Source organism: Bdellovibrio sp. MYbb2 (genome assembly GCF_056175685.1).
In genome coordinates this window covers 1,148,844-1,169,344 of sequence record NZ_JBJKJI010000001.1, presented here as the reverse complement: position 1 = coordinate 1,169,344, position 20,501 = coordinate 1,148,844, and the positions used below count along the sequence as shown (strand labels likewise).

Below are 20,501 nucleotides of genomic sequence, written 5' to 3'. Positions count from 1 at the left end.
ATTAAAGACTATTTTATTGGCTTTTACAATCCTTCTGACGCTTGTAATCATCTGCGGGCTTGGCATTGGCGCTTATTCGTACTTTGCGCTCGAGAAAGAACTGACTGCCAAACTGGAATCGAAAAAGTTCATCGTTCCGACTGAATTTTACGCAGCTCCACCGACTTTCCAGACACACAGTCTGATCCAGATCTCTGACATCGAGAAACAGCTTCTGCGTCAGAACTATCGCCGTCGCGAGTTCGATCAACGACTGCTGTCCGGAGATTACTTTATTGCCACACGCGAGCAGTGCGCCGCCCGTCTGCAGGTGGGTTTGGATGAAAATCAGGACGCTTGCATCGGCTGGGTCACGCAAGACACCCGCACTCAGGACGTGGACAGCTCCATTCAGATTCTGGTGGTGCAAAAAGACCGTTTGATTTCCCGCATCTTCAAGGGCGCCCCCTTTGAAGAAGTGCAAGAGGCCGTCAGCGAGGCTCCCCTTCTTGCTCAATATATCGGCAACGAACCGCTGATGCAAAAAACTGTCACTCTGGGTGAAGTACCACCGATGTGTTCCAATGCAGTGATGTCCATCGAAGACGCCCAGTTCCTGGAACATGGCGGAGTCAGCTTCAAAGGCATCTTCCGCGCCCTGGTAAAAAACGTCACTTCCGGTCGCCGGGCCCAAGGGGGCAGCACCATCACTCAGCAACTGGTGAAGAACTATTTCCTGACCAGCGAAAGAACCCTGAAAAGAAAGTATCAGGAATTCATCATGTCCGTGCTGCTGGAGTCCCGCTTCAGCAAAGACCAGATTCTGGAAACTTATCTGAACGTGATCTATCTGGGCCAAAACGGCGCCTTCCAAGTGCGGGGTTACGGTGCGGCCGCTCGCTACTATTTTGGCAAAGAACTGACCGATCTGAATATCAGCGAATGCGCGCTGATGGCGGCGATCGTGAACAGCCCGGGTCTTTACAATCCATTCAAAAAGCCTGAAAACGCCGAGCGCCGCCGCAATCTGGTGCTCACGAAAATGAAGGGCCTGGATTACATCTCTCAGGCACAGTTTGACGAAGCCGATCGCCAGCCACTTCCGGGCGCCCCGCGAACGATTGCTTCCGAAACAGCACCGTACTATCTGGATGCAGTTCGCAAGCAACTGACGACTCAGGGACTAAGCCCCGATGGATTGAAAATCTATACCGGTCTTGATCTGGAAGCACAGGAAACCGCGCAGAATTCTTTGCGTGGCCATCTGGAAAACCTGGAGAAAAACAACAAACACATCTCGGGCCTGAAAGCCAAAGGTCATTCCCTGGAAGGCACCGTTCTGGTCGGCAACAATCAGACAGGCTTGGTCAGCGTGGTTGTCGGCGGCCGAAACTTCCGCATGACCCAGTTTAATCGCGCCATCGATGGTCACCGCCAGATCGGCTCGATCATGAAGCCCTTCGTTTACCTGACGGCCCTGCTGAACAAAACCGAAACCGGCGAGCCTTATACCCCGGTGACTTTGCTGAACGATGAAAAGTTCACTTACAAGTATGAAGGTCAGGCCTGGTCCCCGGAAAACTATGGCAAGAAATTTTTCGGCACAGTTCCGATGTTCTATGCATTGAAAAATTCCCTGAACGCTGCCACTGCCAGCCTGGGACTGGCGGTAGGCTTGGGGAACGTCATTGATGTGACCCATGAAATGGGTGTGACTTCGCAGCTTAAATCTTTCCCGGCGATGACTTTGGGTGCGTTTGAAATGTATCCGAAAGAGGTTTTGCAAAGCTATATGACCCTGGCAGCTATGGGGCAAAAGCCAGCACTGTCCTTTATCAGACGCGCTTTAAATTCGGACAACGTGGAAGTCTTCGTGCACGATCCCCGTCCGACAGCGACCGTCGATCCTGCCGCAGTGGCGAGTCTGGTCAGCATGATGAAACAAACCATTTTGTCAGGCACGGCTCGTTCGATCACTCTGAATGGATTCTTCAATCCGGCAGCGGGCAAAACCGGCACCACCAGTGACAACAAGGATGCGTGGTTTGCGGGCTTTACTCCTTATCTGACCACCGTAGTGTGGGTCGGTTATGACAACAATCTTCCGCACAAGCTGACTGGTTCTAACGGAGCGGTCCCGGTGTGGACTCAGTTCATGAAAAAGATCGGCACCCGGTTCCCGGCAGATGACTTCCCATGGCCGGAAAACACGGAAAAAGTGATGCTGGATCAAAAGACTCTTGAGGCTTTAAATGCCTACAAGGAAGGTGACCCAACTCAAGTGGAACTCGTGTTTGACAAGGCGAAATCCCCCGACCTTTGATCTGAAAACCGCTCCCAGCGCGGCTAACACGGCTTCGTCTGATAGAATTGATGAATGAACAAATTTCTTTTCATCATTCTGTCTGCCGGATCTGCAACCCTGACGGGTTGCAATCATTTTGGTATCGCATTCAAGTGGGCTGACACCTACATTGCTTCAAAGGTTGATGACTATTTTGATATTTCAAGTTCACAAAGCCGGGACCTTAAAAACGGCGTGCAGAAGGATCTTGGTGAAATCAAATCCGAGGTTCTGCCCCAATGGATCGCACGACTCAAAGGACTTCAGAAAGAGGTGCAAAAAGGGACTTTAGATTCATCCCGCACCAGCTTCTATTTTGATCTTTTCCTGAGGGATGTTGAACAGATCAACGCCCGCTTTGCCGGCACCGCCGGACGCTTCCTTTCCTCGACAGAACCCAGGCAGTTAGCCACCTTCGCGCGGGAATTTGAAAAGAAAACCCAAGCCGATCTGGATAAGTTCCATCAGACTTCCAAATACCGCAAAGAAATGCGCAACAAGTACACCGAATACTTTGAAATGTTCCTGGGTTCACTGACCTCAGAACAAGAAGACATGATCAATGCCCACCTGGATTCATCACCCTTTCCCGGTGAACTAAAGGCGCGAAACAAAGCCCACATCCTGACCCGTTATCAGCAGCTGATGACCACCCCTGAAGCCAAAAGAGAGTTCTTAAAAACCTATTACAACAACCCAGCCGCCATGGATCTGCCCGAATATCAAACGGCCTTCAGCGAATATAAACAGCAGCTGCAAAAGCTGGTGATCGCGGTTCTGGGGTCGATGGACCTGAAACAGAAAAAGAATCTGATTGAAAATCTGAATGAGAAAACAGCACAGTTGGAAAAAATAGCAAAGGCGGGTTGAACCCCGCCTTTTTTAATTAAAGTTTGATTTCCATGCCTTCGTGGGCAAAGTCCCACTCCACCGGCGGAAGTGAGTTCTGGTTCGCCGAGGCGAAACGCTGCCGGGATTCATAGTATTCCCGCGTCTGACGTTTCAGCTCCTGAACATGTTCAATGCGTGCCCCCGGATCATGGTGGGCAAACATGACTTTCTGAATGCCTTCACGAATGGCGATATCCAAACCCACCTGTGCGGCACTATGCCCCCAGTTGGCTTTTTCCGCCAGTTCTGGCAGCGTGTATTGCGCATCGAAGTACATCAGGTTCACGTTCTGATAAAGCGGCAGATCTTCACCCAGCTCTTCGCGGGTGATACGCGTGCCCTCGGTATCCACACAGTGAGCATAAGCCTTGCCACCACATTCCACTTTCAGGCCCCAGCAAGGATCCGGATGATCCAGCTTGTACGGCGTGATCGTCATGTCATCCAACTGATACGGCTTGCGCGGTTCCATCACATGGAAGTGGATCTTGGCTTTCAAAGCTTCAAACGGCACCGGGAAATACGGACGCTGGAAGATCCCGCGGATCAGCTTTTCCAGTTCCGGTTGCACGGCATAGTAATGCACTTCACAGCCCGGGATAAAGTTCGGCGTAAAGAAGGGCAGACCGATCACATGATCCCAGTGGAAGTGAGTCATGAAGATATGGAACGGGCCCTTACCGCGACCGGTGGTGCCGGTCATGATACGTTCGCTCAAGTTGCGAATACCGCTGCCACCATCAAGGATCAATTGTCCTTTGGGGCTTTGGATTTCCACGCAGGTCGTGGCAGCACCATAGCCGCCCACCTGAGGCACATCCAAACTTTGAATATAGCGGGAAATCTGGGATGGATCGCGATAGCCAGCCGAGAAGAAGTTCCTTAGAACCCCTTCAACATGATAAGTCCAATCCGTGGGTGGAGGTGCAGATGGCAAAGAGCCTCGGACTCCCCAAAATTTTACCGTGAGCGACATATATGGAACAGGATGAACTGTTTAGAAACACGAATCAATCTACATATTATTGGGTCGGGCTTTTGTCATAATTCACAATCACAAATTCAGACGATGGTACAGCCTGACAGGTGCGAACAACTCGACTTACCTCTTTATTTTCAGAGGTGAACCCCTGTTCAATCAGAGCTTCGCAGGTCCCGCAGTTCCCTTCCATACAGGAGTACGGTGGATTCAAACGGGCGATCAAAGCCACATCCAGAAGTGTGCGTCCAGATTCTGCTTCGACTTCATATTCGCGACCATTGAGGATGTATTTAACCTTCATTCTGTCATCACATCATCGCGGGGGCTGTACCGCCAAATACTTTCTACTGCTAAGCGGTATTTACCGGTAATTAGGCCCATTAGAGTTTTTACTTTGTGTTTTGAAAGATTCTTTACTACCACTCTTGCCGGGTTGTAACGTGCCCCGAAGTTACGGAACTCGCAGAGCGGCATAGATGACCGCTGTTTAATTCAAGGATGTATGTAAGGAGAGCTTATGATGCTCAAAAAACGTGTTGTGACTGCCGCTTTGGCCGCAGCCCTTTCACTGATGATCGCTTCCCCAGCTCAAGCTGGTTGGGAAGTTCTTAAACCTGCCAATGCCTGGGAAAAAATCAAAAAACAGGTCGCAAAACAGGAAATCAGCGGCAGCCTGACCCTGGTCAATGCAGATATCATCGACGGTATCTCCACTTCCCTGCGCTACAAAATCGAATCTGAACCGTCCTATGTTGACGGCTACTACACTCGTATCGACAAATATATCATGGATTTCGGCGTCGACATCGGCGACCTGATCAATGATATGGACAGCCCGGTCAGCTTTGGTATCAACAAAGGCACTGAAATCATCTTTGCCCGTCAGTTCAAAAACCAAAAAGACTCTTTGCTGACTTTGCCATACACAATGAGAAACCTGCCTTTGACAGCAGAAAAAGCCATCACCCGACTGGTGCCTGGCGATTTCGTGGCATTTGAAGGCAAAATCAGTCTGATCCTTTCTTTGGGCTACGACACCCTGAAAGGTTCTTTCGAGGCGGGCGCATCCACTCACGCATACCTGTCCGGCAACTTCATGGTTCATCTGTTCCGTATGGCCGACAATAAAATGCGCGTGAAGCTGATCGCCGTTCGCGGCGAAGGCGTCGGTGCCAATGCCGGTGTTGAAGTGGAAGACCTGGAAGTTCTGGGTGTGAACCTGATCGACAACCGCATCGAAAAATGGCTGAACTTCGTTCCATTGAAAGCCAGCGCTGGTTTGGGGAAAAACGACGTGATCATGCTGGATTACGTGTTTGACCTGGACAACGCGCAAGCGGCTCAGGCCTACGACGGTCTGATGCAGAACAAAGTGATGTTCAAGGATGTTAAAATCCTGAATCCTCTGGCATCCCGCAAAGATCTTCAGAATCAGCTGTTGGCTGACCTGACGGATGTTGAAGCCATCACGATGGAAGACGCACAAGCTCCGGCTCAGCAGCGTCGTATCGACCGCGTATTCAAAGGTTCTTCTGAAGGCGTGTTCCGCGATGCGAAGACCAAGTTTTCTTTGAGCCTGCTGAAGTTCGAGGCCGGCCGTGCTTACGGTGAAAACAAGGTTCTTTCCTTCGACAAGAAAGATCAGGAAAGACATTTCCTGCTGGATACTTTCTCCAAATACAAAAAGTCCAAAATTCTGTTTGGCCTGTTCGGTGAAGAAACTTTGGCAACTTCCAACTTGCTGTTCACTTCCAACAGCAGATGGGCGCCTCAGCGTTTCGTGACCCTGACTTCCAGCAACGAAATGAAAATGCGTGACGTTTCCCCTCGTGATTTCCGCGAGATCCAAAAGATCGTTCAGGAAACCATCGGCCTGCAGGAATACAACAAAGTTCCTTGGCACCTGTGGACCTTTGAAAACGGCAAGATCGTGAATGGTTACTTCAAACAGGAAGTCTTCTTCAATCCGGATGCTTTGGCTTACCTGCCATACATGACGAAAGAAGCCTTTGTAGCGAAGTTCAAAGCATACATCGCTACCAAAAGCCGTCCTCGTTCCACACCGATCATCGGTGGCCTGATCCCGCCTAAAGGTGCGATTGGCAACTGGATGGCAGCGTTCACGGGCGACATCAAGCGCATCGCAGAGCGCCTGCAGATCATCATCAATCCGGCGACCACAGTTGAAAAACGCTTCGAGGCGTTTGAAGACCTGCAGGAAATCGGCATCTGGCGCGAACGTGGCGTGGGCTTCCTAATGTCCCTGGTCCCAGAGACTTCCCAGCACCAGTTGATGCGTTATGAAATGGTGTTGTCTGCAAAAGGCACCACACCAATCCAGTACAGCTTCGGCACATTTGCGGAAGAAAGCCTGTACCGTTCACTGATGTACATCCAGAACATCATCCACAACCGCAGCTTCGACCTGCGTTTGTTCTCTGACGACGCTGGTGAGTACCGCACTCACACCAAACCAGCTCCATTGATGTAGTTGATTGGTAAAACCAGAATTTCAAGAGTCCCGGGTTGTGAAAGCAATCCGGGATTTTTTTTAGAATGTATCGACGAAGACTTCCAGAGTCTGGGAATTGTAGGCGTCACTGGTGAACAGAACCCGGTTGGAGGTCGCCATGACGCTGTTCCAGACCCCGGTATTCCCCTGCAGCCCCGGCATGTGATTCTTCAATCCCGTACCATCACCTTTGACTGAATAAAGACTCAGAACCCCGTCCTTGTCGTTGTCCGCGCGGAAGAACACACGGTCTGCCAACGCTGACACAAAGGTGTCATAGATATCCGCAAAGGTGTTCAGGGTGACAAGTTTTCTGCTTTCCGTCCCGTCCCATTTCACAGCATACAGATCCCACTTGCCCACAGTTTCAATCAAGCCCGTGTACACAATGGTTTTATTGGCGTCGTTCAGGAATTTCACCGATGTCCCGTTGTTCGCATTCACCTGCCCACCCGCAATTGGATTCTGACTGATTTTACGAATGTCCGAGCCATCCAGATTCATACTGTACAGTTCGTAAATATCCGGTGAGGACTCACTCAGGGCAATCAGACGCTTATTCGCCCCTTCGGTCAGAGTCTGATACAAGGACGTGTGCGACGTCGCAGGAAGCCCCGGATTCATGTCAAACTGCGCCTGATCAGAAATACGGAAAGTCTTCAGCGTCGTGCGACCGTTGGTCACAAAGTCACCAGGGATGACGGCATATTCGGAATCCTCTGAGAACCTGCAGCCAGATCCCATGCGTACCGCATCCACCCCTTGCGCTGCCATATAGTTCACACCCGCGGGATTCGCCGCTGAAGCGACTTTAACATCATAAACACTGTTAACTGATGTAATTCCCCAATAACAAACCCATTGCGAATCCGGGGAAATCACAAAACTCGCCAGATCGTAACCCGCAGCAATCACGCTGTTGATGCGAGTCACAGTGCCGCTTCCATCCACGGCCACTTTACCGATCTCCCATTTCGCATCAATGTCATAGTCCATGCGGATCACGATATAGCTGCCATCAGGCGCAACATCCCAGTCCGAATAAATGACCGGATGAGCAAAGTCCGGAGTGATCTTCAGCGCACCGGTTCCATCCAGATTCACGCGGTGAATCTCCGGGATCGTGTCCACAGTGATGTCACCAATATAATAAAGTTTCTGAGTCGCCTCATTGAAATTAAAGGCCGTGATCGCGCCATTGGGATTAGTGATGGGAATGCTCACCTTAACGGGCGCAGCTCCATTGCTGTCACCCACATAAAGTTCCTGCACGCCAGGAGTGTCCTGATCCGCCAAATAAATGATCTTGGTTCCATCGTCGGTAAATGCAAAAGTCGTCAGCTTGCCGCCCCCTGCAGGATACGCTTTTGTCACTCGGACCAGATTGCTGCCACTGGGGTCTGAAGCATACAGATGCATTTCCGCATCCACGTCTGGATTTCCACGGAATGCGACTTTGGTTCCGCTGGCTGGCGGAGTCACAAAGAAATAATCCCCGGAGCGAATCAACGGCATATTGATTTTCGCAGAAGCACTGACCACAAGACTCAAGCTCGCACGGTACAGACCATTCACGGCTTCGATGTTGTCATCAGCCAGCATCATCACTGTATTCAGATCCCAGTCAAAGAAGTACTGCAGGTTGCCGGAAAGAACATCTCCATCAAGATTGCTGATCAATGGGCTCAATTTGCGATTGGAACTGCCGTCCACCGCGGAAAGATACATCTCGTATTTTCCGTCGACTTCCAGATCCGCAATATAAGCGACACGATCCCCGGAAGGACTGACTTCAACCACCGGATAGTTTCGTACCACCGAAGCTTGCGCCTGCGGAGTCAAAACCACCGGCGTCCCGCTGCCATCAGTATTAATAGCAATCAGCTCAAATTTCATTTCACCCACGGCTGGTGGCGAAATCCCGCTGACATCGGCCTGCCAGATAATTTTTTTCCCGTTGGGCGAGAAGTTGATCGTATTTTTCTCAATCCCCTGATGTCCCCCGTTGCGCACGACGGACGTCGTAGTCAGACGCAACAAACCTGTTCCATCGGGGTTGGCAATGTGCAGATCAAAGCGATAGGAACTGATTGCCTGAGTAAAGGCGATTTTTGTTGAATCCGGTGACCAGACAAACGATCCGACGTCCATTGTGGTGGAGGTACAAGCCACAGTCACACGGTTGTCTGCTCGGGTCTGAAGGTCATAAACCCACATCTCCAGACATGTCGACATTCCACGATCAATTCGATAAGCCACATAGCGGGAGTTCGGACTGATTTCAGCAATGGCCGTCACTCCATTGAATGATGTCGCCGAAACATCAATCACTTCACCCGTCACCAATGACACAGCCCCCAGGGCCATACCGCCATTGTTGAAGGTCTTGTTCTCGCGATAGACAACCCATTTGCTATCGGCGCTGATAACATAATCCGACTGAACTGCTTCGTTAAGTGCCATTGCCGGCCCCAGACGACGCAGATTCGTTCCATTCACATTCACCGCATACAGATCAATAGCTTCGTCGATGTCCTTGTCCATGCGGAAAACAACCGTCGATCCGTCCGGAGTGATTCTGAATTCACGAACGTCACCGCCGGCCACCATCGAGCCATTCAGTTTCGTCTGCGCCCCGGTCAAAACATTGATTGCATACAGATTGAACTCGTTATCCGTCGGGCCCACGTCCCCCATGGCAATGACCGTATTCTGATCCGGCGTCAAAGCATAAGAGGTCACACCACCCGTTGGATTGACGGACGTTGGCCCCATTAAAACACGATCACCACTGCCGTCGATTTTAACAGAATGCAGTTCTTTCAATTGCACACGTCCAATTGCGAATCGCACATAAAGGGCTCGGCTGTGCTTCGGAACAGGAGTGATCACCGAGGTCTGATCCAGGCCCCACTGCCCCGACATCGGATTGATTCTGGTCAAACCCGTGCCATCAAAGTTCACCAGCCCCAAATCCACCATATCATCGTTGCGCAATGGTGACGACAACAGTACCCGCCCGGAATCGCCATACTGAACGATCTGACGGACGGCAGGATAACCAGTGGAAGTCACATCCGGGCTGATCTTCTGCCACTGCGGATAACGAATCGTCACAGATTTGGTTTCAGAAATATTTCCAGCCGTATCAAAATGCTGAATATAAAAATCAATGGAGCTTGCCGTCTGTGTGGAAAGATCCATACGCATCTCCCACTGGTGCAAAGCCGAACACACCAGGAAATGTTCAGACGGCAGCGACGTCACGACCTTGACCAGATTCAAAGCATCTGAACATGCCCCGGTGATCGGATAGTTCGCGCGCAATGAAGACACCGGATAGTTGTCGGCATTGTCCGGAGCATTCACCGTCACCGTCGGCGGGGTCAGATCCACGATGATGGTTTTTGTATCAAGTGATGTTTTTTTAAGTTCAGTTTCATTTTGTGAAACTGTCATCTGGATCTGGCCCTCCAGCAGTCCGTCCAGATCCAGAACAACTTCAAAAGTTTTTGAAGCATCGCAAAGACCTTCGAAAGTGCCACGGCCTTCCAGCGTGATCTGCACAGGTTCACCCACATGCTGGCAGGAACCTTTGATGGCATAGGAGCGAATATTTGAAGAATTGATGGCCTTGTTGCTTTCATCCAAAACGATGAAAAGCTGATTACGACTGGTCAGGTCCTCAAGATTCGCCTCGAGGGAACAACCGGTGAAAATGAATATCGCCACAAGGACGTACAGGACACGCAATACCATACAGGATTTATCGGAACCCTTAGGCTCCCGCTGAAGACTTTTCCCCTCTGAAAATCACCCGATTTCCGTATTAAGTTGGTTCTTCGGGTTGATTTGAGAATATGGAATCTTCCTCTCGTAAAAGTGCGAACTTTTCTTTGAAAAATGGAGGTTGTTTAAGAGTTTCCTCGCCTTTCCCGCGAGCCCTCGGACGTAGGGACCTTTTAGACACCCCCTGAAATAGTTTCCTTTTGCTCCCAGCCCCTCGAAAAGAGGCCAAAAATACACCACCTTACGCATTCCTAACTATATGAAATTACTTAATTAAGTTAAGGCCTTGCCGTGTCTCATTATGGAACGCTTATTGCAATACCTTGGACTGACTATGGAACAAAGACGATTTAAAGACATTGTGGCATTCAAATGGAACCAAGGAGCTCCCTTGGCTTTCCACGCCCGCAATCTTGAAATCGCCGAAATTTCTGAGGACACCTGGAACCAGATGAACCAGGAATCCCTGGGTGCTGACGACGCCGCCATGGCGCTGAAAAACTGGGAGCTGGAAAACAGCCCTGACGTTAAATCCGGCCGCCTTTCAGTGGGCATTCGCAGCCTGACCATCAACGTGACCCAGATCTGCAACTTGAAATGCACTTATTGTGCAGCCGGTGGTGACGGAACCTATGGTTCCGCACAAACCAAAATCAACGTTGAAAAAACATTGCCGCAATTGAAGTTCTTCCTGGAGCGTGTTCCTGCTGGTGGCCGATTCAACATCACCTTCCTGGGCGGCGAACCTTTGCTTTACCCGGATGGCATTCAGGAAATCGGCAACTATGTTCGCCTGATGACCGCAGGTCAAAACATTCACGCTTCTTTTTCGATTGTGACCAACGGCACTTTGATCAATGAAAGAACTTTGAAAGTTCTGACTTCCTTGAAAACCAATGTCACCGTCAGCTTGGACGGCCCGGCTGAAACCAACGACAAGGCCCGCCCCTCCAAAGACGGCCGCGGCAGCACTTCGTTGGTGGTTGAAGGTCTAAAGCAGCTTTCTGCCGTTCGCGAATCCCTGGGTCGTTTGACTTTGCACGGTGTTTTCAACCGCGAAAACCTGGAGCTGGTGAAAGCCTATGAGTTCTATAAAACCCTGAATGCGGACCGCTACGAGTTCACTTATTCAGTGGAGGAAAATGACGACGCCAGCAACAAGCTGTTCGTCGATCAGATGAATCAAATCGCTGAAATGGCCTTCAAAGCCGGCGGCGAAGAAGAGCTTCGCAAAGTGGGCATCTTCGACCAGTACTTCAATGCTCTGGACAATCAGCAGCAGACGGAAAACTTCTGCGGCTCTGGCAAATCCTTCCTGATGATGGATGCCAAAAACAACCTGTTCACCTGCCCATGGGAAGTGGGGAACAAGGAAGAACAAGTCGGACAAGGCACTGACGTTGACTTTGCCCGCATGGAGGCCGAACAGGCGCCATTGATTGAAAAAAACAACTGCCAAAGCTGCTGGGCTCGATTCCTGTGCGGTGGCGGCTGCATGTTCATCCACAAGAAAGGCACGGGCAGCAAGCACCAAAAGGACGGTCAGTTCTGCTTCCGCACGCGCAGCTTGCTTGGAACCACTTTTATGTACTATAAATTAAGCAGGGCAACCTGCTAGAGGAAACCATGACACAGCAAACACATATCAAAAAAATCAAACCTCTGAAGCCCAAACCTTCATCCACTACCAAGCTGGCCGGTCCTGGCGGCGGTAATGGCGAAGGCTGCATCCCGGTTCGCTAATCAGAAATTGATTAAACTTTAAAGACAGGTTGTATGACTCTTCCTCCCTCCCTTGAAGAGAAATCCGGAGCCTCCAAAAGACGCTCCTATCAGGCGCTTGCGCTGCGAATGTTGTTCGCAGTGGGGATTTCTTTTTTCATCGGCCAGACCAACCTGGATTATCTTGAGTCCTACCTTTACGATCTGCGCGTTCGCACCAAAATCATCAATTCCACTTCCGGCAATGTCGAGCTGATCTATATCACTCCCCAGACGGTACAGTTCTATAAGGGCTATCCCTCTGCCCCGGAACAAATCGCCCTTTTAAAGGCCCTGAATGACAGTGGTGCCAAAGCCATTGCCTATGATTTTGCCTTTGATGAAGTTCCGGGTACCACGGACGAAAAGAACGCGTGGGAATCCGCGATTGTTTCTTCTCCGCATGTCTTTGTTGCCGGTCGCACGACGCCAATGAAGGGCGAAGAAAATCAGATGTTCCTGCAAGAGCCTCTGGAACAAGTCTCTATTTCTCCGGCCCCAAAAACCACGGACCTTGTGAACTTTGCCAAAGACGGCGTCACCCGTCGTATGATTCTGACTTATCAGGACCGTCCGATGCTGCCCGTGCGTCTGGCAAGCCTGGTGAATCCCCAGACCATGCAGATTGAAAGCATCCGCGGTCAGTTTGATTTCTATGGAACCGATCAGGCGTACATTGATTTCCACCCGGCGCGCTCTTATCCGGCGACTTCGTTTGAATCCATTCTAAAGGGCGAAGCGGACTTGTCCCGCTTCAAAGACAAGATCGTTCTGATCGGGACGGATCTGGGCTTGAACGAAGCTGAATACATCATGACTCCGTTCAGCCGCGAAGTGACGGCCATGACCCGCATCGAAATGCAGGCCAACGTCATCGACACATTGATCAAAAACTCCGGTCCAGTGAAAGTCTCCGGCTATTTAAGCTGGTTGTTCATTTTGGCGGCGTCCATTCTGACCACTCAAGTGGTGCTGACAATGAAGCCCACACGCGGTCTGATCGTTCTGGGCGCGACCCTGCTGGGGTTTGTTGTTCTGTGTGCGGGGGCTTACTGGGCGTTCGGGCTGTGGCTGCCGATGGCGGCACCTTTGCTGACGATCTTCCTGTGTTACTACTTCTTCATTCCGTACCGTCTGATCGTGGAAAACCGCCGCAGCTGGGAATACTATCAGAAAAATAAACTGCTCAGTCAGGTGGAAGAACTTAAAACGAACTTTATTTCGATGATGTCCCATGACCTGAAAACACCGATTGCGCGCATTCAGGGGATGACGGATATGATTTTGACGGACTCGGTAGCCCTAAGCAACCAGCAGCGTGAAGCTGTGGACACCATCAAGCATTCCTCAGATGATTTGCTGAAGTTTATCAACGCCATCTTAAGCTACGGTAAAATCGAAAGCCAGGGCGTGCAGCTGAACATGCAAAGCAAGGACATCAATAACCTTTTACAAGAGGTTATCCGCAAGCATGAATTCCTGGCCAAGGTGAAACGCATTCAGATCGTGTCGGAGCTGGAGCCTATGTTCCCCGTTCAGGTCGACCCTGAGCTGATGAAACAGGTGTTTTCTAACCTGGTGGAAAACGCCATCAAGTACAGCCCGGAAGACACGAAAATCATGGTCAGCAGCGAAGAAACCCCGTCCAAAGTGATCGTCCAAGTGGCCGATCAGGGGCCGGGCATCCCGCAGGATGAATTGCAAAATATCTTCATGAAGTTCTTCAGATCGAAAAACGTCAAATCCTCCCCTATCAAGGGATCTGGATTGGGCCTGTATCTGGCGAAATACTTCACGGAATTACATCAGGGAAACATTTTTGTAGAATCTTCCCATGGTAATGGTTCCACATTTACGGTAGAACTACCCATCAAACAAGGGGGCACTCATGCTTAAGGTTTTGGTTGTAGACGATGATCAGGGCTTAAGACTTTCGGTAAAGTCCGCACTTTCTGTCACTCAGCGCTTCGAAGTTGATGAAGCATTCGATGGCGTCAATGCCATGGAAAAAGTGAAGAACGGTGACAAGAAATACGACCTTGTTCTGCTGGATGTCGATATGCCTCGCATGAACGGCCTTGAAGCCCTTCGTCAGATCAAAGAATTCGATCCGGGCATCATCGTAATCATCATGACAGCTCACGCGACCTTTGAATCTGCCATTCAGGCAGTCAAAGACGGCGCTTACAACTATCTGCAAAAACCAGTTGCCGGTGATGACCTGCTGGCTTTGATCGACAAAGCCGTGAATGCCCACAATCTGATTTCCAATATCGCAGCGTCCGCTCCGGTGATGGTGGAAGAAGGCCGCAAAATCATCGGTCACACTTCCCAGATGCAGAAAGTCTTCAATATCATCCATCGTCTGGCTAAAGTTGAAACACCGGTTCTGATCCGTGGTGCTTCCGGTACGGGTAAAGAACTTGTCGCGAAAGCCATCCACTTCAATTCGGCCCGCAAAGACGAAAAATTCGTGGCTATCAACTGCTCTGCCATCCCAGAGAATTTGTTTGAGTCCGAACTGTTCGGTCACGAAAAAGGATCTTTCACCGGAGCTGATCAGCGCAAGATTGGTAAATTCCAGTTTGCTGAAGGCGGCACTCTGTTCCTGGATGAAGTGGGCGACATGCCTCAGTTGATGCAGGTGAAAATCCTGCGCGTGCTTCAGGAAAAACTGTTCACTCCAGTGGGTTCCAACCGCGAATTCCCGACGAACGTGCGTATCATCGCTGCGACCAACCGTCCTTTGGAAGACATGATCAAAGCCGGCACCTTCCGTGAAGATCTGTTCTATCGTCTGAACGTGGTACCTATATTCCTGCCGGCTTTGGCTGAACGCAAAGACGACATGGAACACATGGTGAACATCTTTATCCGCAAGTTCAACCAGGCCCATGGCAAGCGCATCACTGGCATCGCGCCGGATGCCATGGCTGTTTTGAAAAAACACAGCTGGCCGGGAAATATCCGTGAACTTGAAAACGTGATCGAACACGCTTTCGTTCTGGAAATGTCCAATGTGATCACGATCGCCTCTTTGCCGGAAGCTTTGCTGATCGCGACGGGCACAAACCTGATCGACGTTCCACCGGTTCAGGAAACCGCTCAGAACGTGGCTTCTGCGGGGATCAGCTCTGCAGTTCAGGCTCACGCTTCTTTGGGTGATGACGAAGACAGCGATGTCGGCGGCATGGATCTGGACGAAGAAGATGGTGAGCTGATCGCTTACTCTGGTGAAAATCTGGATTTCAACGCCCAGAAAGAAGCTTTTGAGAAAGAATTTATCATCAAAGCTCTGAAGACTTTCCGCGGACGCATCAATCAGACAGCATTGCATGCGAATATTCCCAAGAAGACTCTTCTAAGAAAAATCGAAAAGTACGGCATCATCGCCAAAGACTATTCAAACTAAAAAAAGGCCGGGACATCCCGGCCTTCTTCGTTAGTACACCGAACTTTCAAATCGCAAACGCGATGATAATGTGAATTCATATATTCGAGATGAACGAAAAGCGGTTGCGCCAAATCAACCCGCCTCCTAGATCTAAAGATATTGGAGGTTCCTCGAATGGAAAACACATACAGACAACCTCAGTCAGTTCGTCACAATCTTAAGTTCCGACTGCTGCAGGTTAAATACATCACTGATATTTCCCCGCGTATGAAACGCATCACCCTGACTGGTGAAGATCTGGCGGATTTTTACAGCGCGTCCCCAGATGATCACGTCAAAGTCTTCTTCCCCAAGCCCGGGGAAAAAATGCCGGTGGTTCCTGAGGCCGGGCCGCAAGGACCGGTCTTCCCGGAAGGTGAAAAACCGATCATGCGTGATTACACCCCACGCCGCTTTGACAATGCCGCCAAAGAACTGGATCTGGAATTCTTCCTGCACGAAGAAGGTCCCGCGGCCAACTGGGCGCGCACAGCCCAAGTCGGAAGCTATCTTGGTGTTGGCGGGCCCCGTGGTTCGACGGTGGTGCCTTATGACTTTGACTGGTACCTGATGATCGGCGATGAATGCGCCATTCCGTCCTTTGCCCGCCGTTTAAGCGAACTGCCTGCAAATGCCGAAGCTGTGGTCGTGATTGAGATCGGAAATGAATCTGAAAAACGCGAGTTTGATTCAACAGCTCAGGTGACAACTCACTGGGTTTTGCGCGAAAACAACCCACCTGGCACTGCCACAAAACTGAAAGAAACTGTGCTGAAAGCAAACCTTCCACATGGTGAATATTTCTGCTGGATCGCCACTGAGCTGCAAACATCCAAAGAGCTTAAAGAGCTTGTGGAAACCGTTCGCGGTGCAAATCCAGAGTGGGTTAAAGCCACCGGATACTGGAAGAAAAACGAAAATACTTAATGCCCTTAGGGGCTGGAACTCCCGGAACAACAAGGGTTTCGGGAGTCACCAATAAAATCTCTTCCGCCAAATCAAGAAAAAGTTTTTCATAAAAGAGCCCTTTCTGCGTCGCCTCTAGTTTTGTAATCACCTTAAATCCCCCCTATCTAGAGATGCGTATTTTTTAAGCATTGAATTGTTTGGAAATAGTGAGGTCTCTGCATTGACTCAATCTTACGAACTCTGTAGTTTCAGTCCCTCACTCCCGGAGATTTTTAGTTAATGACCATGAATCCGTTGCCGCCACAGGCTTACACGAAAGAGACGATGCTCAAAGCCTATCAATGGCTTATGGTGCAGAACAGCTCTATCAAGGAAATGGCAACGACTCCGGACATCCTGGTCAGCCTGTATCTGAAGGCCACCCGTGATGGCGAACACTCTCTTGAAAGACCCAGCATCCAGAACTTCAAAAATGAGCTGAAAAGTCTGGCCGGCATGATGGGCGAATTGGATCGCGCTCCTCAGGCTAGCTCTGTTGTCGTACAAGCAGCTGCGGCAGCCGCTGTGCAGGCACAACCGATGATGGTTCCTCAACAGCCGGTTCATCAGGTTCAACACGTTCAGCACATCCCACCGATGCAACAGCAGGTGCTGCCACCGGCTCAGCCGGTGATAACGATGCCGCCGGCGCCGCCCACGCAGACTCAAGTTTCCTACACGGAAAAGACTTTGACGACGACGTCCCGCACTCCGGAAACCCTTGATATGCTTGATTGTGGCTCCAAAGCTATGATTCAGGAAGTCAAAGACGAGTTCAACCTGAGTTCGGATCTGGAAGCCCTCAGAATGCTGATCAAGATCGGCTACAGCCGCTCCAAAGGTCTTCTGAAGTAAACCATATCCCTACGAAATCATTTAATATCTCAATTAAACTAGGCTATACTCCCCCGCATGAAGAAAAAATATATCTGGCTATTGCTTATTTCCGGCCTTCTGGTGGCCATGGACCAATTGGTAAAAGTGTACGTTCACACGCACTTCCACCTGGGTGAATCCGTTATCGTGATTCCGAACTTCTTCAATCTTACATATGTAAGAAACTTCGGCGCGGCGTTCGGATTCCTGGCAGAAAGCCATCCCTCTTTCCGTGAAATCTTCTTCCTGTCCATGCCACCGATCGCTTTGCTGATCATCCTGGGCATCTTGCGTGGAGTGAAGGACGACGACACCAAACAGATCATCGCCCTATCCAGCATCTTTGGTGGTGCTATCGGGAACTACATCGACCGCGTGCGCTTCCGTTACGTGATCGACTTCCTGGATTTCCATTTATACAACCGCTGGAGCTGGCCAGCCTTCAACATCGCCGACATGGCGATCGTGGGCGGCGTAGCCCTGCTGCTGCTGCTGATGTTCCTGGAAAATAAAAAGAATAAAGAAAAAGAAGAAGGCGCCACATAGGCGCCTTTTTTGTGAGTTAAGCCTTCTTGGGAAAGACGGCCTTTTCCAATTTCGCAATCCTCTCTTCAATCGAGCTTCCTTTGGACATGGTTTTCCGCAGATGCCAGTTCAAATATGTCTGATAGCCCATACCCTGCTTTTCCGCTTCTGCCTCAAGCCACTCCAGCACTTCAGGATCCAAACGAATAGTCTTAAGAATCTTGATTTCTTTCACAGGCTTTTTTTTCTTCGCTTTGGAAAAATCGTACTCACTCTTCATGCAAACCTCGCAGATAATATTCTATTTCCCGGGATGTCGCTCTTCTTGCTGAGATTATCCGAACTCGCTCAGGACTCAGCCTCTCGCAATAGACAACCACCAGAACTTTTAAATGAGAGGACCGGCCCAACCTTAACCAACGGTCTTCACTGGCAGAGCTTTCCTGATCCAACATCCCCAAAGCATAAGAATCCCGAAATGTCGTCACGGCTTCAGAAAATCTAATTCCGTGCTTTTTGTAGTTACCCTGGGCTTTCTCATCATCCCATTCGAATTCCATATTACCGTGCTTCCCCAAAAATGTAAATACATCGTAATTACATTATCAATATGCTGATTTTATTGGAGATTTTAAAAAGCAAAACCCACTCCGTCTTTAAAACTGAAGAAGTGGGTTTCTAAGTAAGTATGGATCCGGGAACTGGCTTATTTGCGGGGGATGTTTTTGCGCAGTTTGCGCTGCAGGCTCTGGCGGTGCAGACCCAGTTTTTTGGCGGCTTGGGTGATATTGCCCTCAGAACTTTGCAGGACGTAGTCGATGTATTCACGCTCCATGCGCGCCAGAGAGATTTCTTCTTCCGGCAGCTCCATGCTTTCAGCCTGATCGCTGAAGGCTCTCAAAATCATTTCTACGGTCACTGGCTTGGCGATAAAATTGTGAGCACCCAACTGCATGGCCTTCACTGCGGAAGCCACACTGCCAAAGCCACTCATCATCACGACTTTGACCTGCGGATGACGGGTTTTAAGATCCTTTAAAAGTTCCAGTCCGTTTTCACTGCCCACCCGCAGATCCAAAAGCGCCCAGTCGATTTCTGCAAGCTCGGCCACGGCTGGCATGTCGGCATAGGCTTTCACCTGAAAGCCGCGCTCTTGCAGTTCTTCGGTCAACACTTCACGCAAACCTTGGTCATCTTCAACCAGCAAAAGTCGTTTCCCGTGTTGTTCCATTATTTTTCCTCCAAAGGCAGACGGATGCGGGCGGTGACGCCCTTGCCACTGACGTTATTGGTGATCACAAAATCTCCGCCACTGGCCTGAGCCATCATCTGCGCAGAATAAATTCCCAGTCCATTGCCAGCTTCTTTGCCGGTCACAAAAGGTTCGCCCAAGCGGGACAGGATCTCTGCCGAAATGCCTGAACCCTTGTCGACCACTTCCAGCACGGCCCAGGTGTCTTCCTGGAACAGGCGCACGTAAAGCGGACTTTGCGCAGGCGAAGCTTCCAAAGCATTGTCCAAAAGATCAAAGAATGTCTGGGAAAAAGCCAGCGTTTGCAGACGGCACCACAAAGAATCAGTGGTCAGATGGGATTCCACCACAATGCCGGAATTTTCCTTTTCCCACACGCCAATCAGATCCTTCACCCGCAAAGGAAGTTCCACACGCTGCAGTTCACTTTGGGACGACCGCGAAAAGACCGAAGCCATGTGTTGGAAAACACGCACGCATTCATCCAGAGAACTTTGGGCTTTTTCAAATTCCTCGCGCGCGCCGGAGCTTTCTTCCGGCAATTTGCGCAAGCCGCGCTCCATACGCAGCTTCAGGGAATTCATCGGCGTTGCCAGCTGATGGGAAAATCCTGCAGTCAAGGCACCCAAAGCTTTCAGACGGTCGGCCTGATGCTGCCGATCCTGCAAAAGACGAATGCGCTTTTCTTTACGCGCCAACAGACCTGAAAAATAATGACTGACAAACCAGCTGGCCGTGATCAGCACCCACTGGGAAAGAAAACGCAAAGACAGTTCTGAAAAATCAATGCCCACGGTTTTTTGCGAATCCATCCAGGTTTCATACTGCAACAACGACAGCAGCACCAAAACGGAGGCTCCGAAAACGTAAGACGCTTTCTTGCGCAAAAGCATCCCGCCCAGGAACGAGTGAATACATAAGATACTAACGAACGGATTATCCGCCGAACCACTTACGAACAACAAACCTGAAGCCGCCAGTAAATCCACCCACAGATGAACCAGCACTTGTTTTTGTCCGTAGTCTTCCTGCTTCGGCCAGATACTGTGAGCCAGAACATTCAAGATACCCAGCAAGGTCAGCACGGCAATGATGTATGGAAAATGGCGCTTGTCCAAATATCCCCACTTCAAAAGCGGAATGGTTCCAAGCAACAAAGAAACAATAGCGATCCAACGAAAACGAATCAGTCCTGGCATGCGCCCCTTG

Annotated in this window: 16 protein-coding genes; 9 read left to right on the top strand and 7 right to left on the bottom strand. The window is 50.2% G+C overall.

Features of this window, described 5'->3' with window-relative positions; translation table 11 throughout:
* The first annotated feature begins 16 nt into the window (after positions 1-16).
* The gene (locus AC04MQ_RS05765; protein WP_015092358.1) at positions 17-2,302 is read left to right on the top strand and encodes a transglycosylase domain-containing protein; all 2,286 of its coding nucleotides are present in this window, start codon (positions 17-19) and stop codon (positions 2,300-2,302) included.
* Between the two features lie 54 nt (positions 2,303-2,356).
* On the top strand, positions 2,357-3,193 hold the full coding sequence (locus AC04MQ_RS05760) for a DUF6279 family lipoprotein (RefSeq protein ID WP_015092359.1): 837 nt from the start codon (positions 2,357-2,359) through the stop codon (positions 3,191-3,193).
* A 16-nt stretch (positions 3,194-3,209) separates the two neighbouring features.
* On the opposite strand, the gene AC04MQ_RS05755 is transcribed toward AC04MQ_RS05760, so the two are convergent.
* Together AC04MQ_RS05755 and AC04MQ_RS05750 are read right to left on the bottom strand one after the other, a co-directional pair.
* The gene (locus tag AC04MQ_RS05755; protein WP_041577978.1) at positions 3,210-4,190 is read right to left on the bottom strand and encodes an MBL fold metallo-hydrolase; all 981 of its coding nucleotides are present in this window, start codon (positions 4,188-4,190) and stop codon (positions 3,210-3,212) included.
* A gap of 46 nt (positions 4,191-4,236) precedes the next feature.
* A complete protein-coding gene (locus tag AC04MQ_RS05750; protein ID WP_015092361.1) occupies positions 4,237-4,497 on the bottom strand; it encodes a 2Fe-2S iron-sulfur cluster binding domain-containing protein in 261 nt (86 codons plus the stop codon).
* A gap of 216 nt (positions 4,498-4,713) precedes the next feature.
* On the opposite strand from AC04MQ_RS05750, the gene AC04MQ_RS05745 reads away from it, so the two are divergent.
* A complete protein-coding gene (locus tag AC04MQ_RS05745) occupies positions 4,714-6,687 on the top strand; it encodes a hypothetical protein (protein ID WP_015092362.1) in 1,974 nt (657 codons plus the stop codon).
* A gap of 60 nt (positions 6,688-6,747) precedes the next feature.
* Here the strand turns inward: AC04MQ_RS05745 and AC04MQ_RS05740 are convergent, their stop codons facing one another.
* The gene (locus tag AC04MQ_RS05740) at positions 6,748-10,467 is read right to left on the bottom strand and encodes a TolB family protein (protein ID WP_475391473.1); all 3,720 of its coding nucleotides are present in this window, start codon (positions 10,465-10,467) and stop codon (positions 6,748-6,750) included.
* A gap of 364 nt (positions 10,468-10,831) precedes the next feature.
* On the opposite strand from AC04MQ_RS05740, the gene AC04MQ_RS05735 reads away from it, so the two are divergent.
* From AC04MQ_RS05735 to lspA, 6 genes are all read left to right on the top strand, one after another.
* The gene (locus AC04MQ_RS05735) at positions 10,832-12,115 is read left to right on the top strand and encodes a radical SAM protein (protein ID WP_475391471.1); all 1,284 of its coding nucleotides are present in this window, start codon (positions 10,832-10,834) and stop codon (positions 12,113-12,115) included.
* Positions 12,116-12,273: 158 nt separating this feature from the next.
* Positions 12,274-14,154 (top strand): ATP-binding protein, encoded by a 1,881-nt coding sequence (locus tag AC04MQ_RS05730; RefSeq protein WP_475391469.1) that lies wholly within the window; start codon positions 12,274-12,276, stop codon positions 14,152-14,154.
* A complete protein-coding gene (locus tag AC04MQ_RS05725) occupies positions 14,147-15,670 on the top strand; it encodes a sigma-54-dependent transcriptional regulator (protein ID WP_475391467.1) in 1,524 nt (507 codons plus the stop codon). Before AC04MQ_RS05730 ends, AC04MQ_RS05725 begins: the two co-directional genes overlap by 8 nt.
* 156 nt (positions 15,671-15,826) lie before the next feature.
* Positions 15,827-16,618, top strand: coding sequence for a siderophore-interacting protein (locus AC04MQ_RS05720; protein WP_475391465.1), 792 nt, complete (start codon positions 15,827-15,829; stop codon positions 16,616-16,618).
* A 261-nt stretch (positions 16,619-16,879) separates the two neighbouring features.
* Positions 16,880-17,494, top strand: coding sequence for a hypothetical protein (locus AC04MQ_RS05715; RefSeq protein WP_475391463.1), 615 nt, complete (start codon positions 16,880-16,882; stop codon positions 17,492-17,494).
* A 57-nt stretch (positions 17,495-17,551) separates the two neighbouring features.
* Positions 17,552-18,061 carry a signal peptidase II gene (gene lspA, locus AC04MQ_RS05710; RefSeq protein ID WP_015092370.1) on the top strand — a complete coding sequence of 170 codons (510 nt, stop codon included), beginning with the start codon at positions 17,552-17,554 and terminating at the stop codon, positions 18,059-18,061.
* Between the two features lie 16 nt (positions 18,062-18,077).
* Here the strand turns inward: lspA and AC04MQ_RS05705 are convergent, their stop codons facing one another.
* From AC04MQ_RS05705 to AC04MQ_RS05690, 4 genes are all read right to left on the bottom strand, one after another.
* Complete coding sequence (locus tag AC04MQ_RS05705) at positions 18,078-18,320, bottom strand: BrnA antitoxin family protein (RefSeq protein ID WP_015092371.1); 243 nt, start codon at positions 18,318-18,320, stop codon at positions 18,078-18,080.
* Positions 18,310-18,600, bottom strand: coding sequence for a BrnT family toxin (locus AC04MQ_RS05700; RefSeq protein ID WP_475391460.1), 291 nt, complete (start codon positions 18,598-18,600; stop codon positions 18,310-18,312). Before AC04MQ_RS05700 ends, AC04MQ_RS05705 begins: the two co-directional genes overlap by 11 nt.
* A gap of 146 nt (positions 18,601-18,746) precedes the next feature.
* Complete coding sequence (locus AC04MQ_RS05695; protein ID WP_015092372.1) at positions 18,747-19,271, bottom strand: response regulator transcription factor; 525 nt, start codon at positions 19,269-19,271, stop codon at positions 18,747-18,749.
* The gene (locus AC04MQ_RS05690) at positions 19,271-20,491 is read right to left on the bottom strand and encodes a sensor histidine kinase (RefSeq protein ID WP_475391458.1); all 1,221 of its coding nucleotides are present in this window, start codon (positions 20,489-20,491) and stop codon (positions 19,271-19,273) included. Before AC04MQ_RS05690 ends, AC04MQ_RS05695 begins: the two co-directional genes overlap by 1 nt.
* Between the last annotated feature and the right edge of the window lie 10 nt (positions 20,492-20,501).

Coding starts and splice junctions, on each gene's coding strand:
- AC04MQ_RS05760 (WP_015092359.1), top strand. CDS start 2,357: ATGAACAAATTTCTTTTCATCATTCTGTCTGCCGGATCTGCAACCCTG.
- AC04MQ_RS05755 (WP_041577978.1), bottom strand. CDS start 4,190: ATGTCGCTCACGGTAAAATTTTGGGGAGTCCGAGGCTCTTTGCCATCT.
- AC04MQ_RS05750 (WP_015092361.1), bottom strand. CDS start 4,497: ATGAAGGTTAAATACATCCTCAATGGTCGCGAATATGAAGTCGAAGCA.
- AC04MQ_RS05745 (WP_015092362.1), top strand. CDS start 4,714: ATGATGCTCAAAAAACGTGTTGTGACTGCCGCTTTGGCCGCAGCCCTT.
- AC04MQ_RS05740 (WP_475391473.1), bottom strand. CDS start 10,467: ATGGTATTGCGTGTCCTGTACGTCCTTGTGGCGATATTCATTTTCACC.
- AC04MQ_RS05735 (WP_475391471.1), top strand. CDS start 10,832: ATGGAACAAAGACGATTTAAAGACATTGTGGCATTCAAATGGAACCAA.
- AC04MQ_RS05730 (WP_475391469.1), top strand. CDS start 12,274: ATGACTCTTCCTCCCTCCCTTGAAGAGAAATCCGGAGCCTCCAAAAGA.
- AC04MQ_RS05725 (WP_475391467.1), top strand. CDS start 14,147: ATGCTTAAGGTTTTGGTTGTAGACGATGATCAGGGCTTAAGACTTTCG.
- AC04MQ_RS05720 (WP_475391465.1), top strand. CDS start 15,827: ATGGAAAACACATACAGACAACCTCAGTCAGTTCGTCACAATCTTAAG.
- AC04MQ_RS05715 (WP_475391463.1), top strand. CDS start 16,880: ATGACCATGAATCCGTTGCCGCCACAGGCTTACACGAAAGAGACGATG.
- lspA (WP_015092370.1), top strand. CDS start 17,552: ATGAAGAAAAAATATATCTGGCTATTGCTTATTTCCGGCCTTCTGGTG.
- AC04MQ_RS05705 (WP_015092371.1), bottom strand. CDS start 18,320: ATGAAGAGTGAGTACGATTTTTCCAAAGCGAAGAAAAAAAAGCCTGTG.
- AC04MQ_RS05700 (WP_475391460.1), bottom strand. CDS start 18,600: ATGGAATTCGAATGGGATGATGAGAAAGCCCAGGGTAACTACAAAAAG.
- AC04MQ_RS05695 (WP_015092372.1), bottom strand. CDS start 19,271: ATGGAACAACACGGGAAACGACTTTTGCTGGTTGAAGATGACCAAGGT.
- AC04MQ_RS05690 (WP_475391458.1), bottom strand. CDS start 20,491: ATGCCAGGACTGATTCGTTTTCGTTGGATCGCTATTGTTTCTTTGTTG.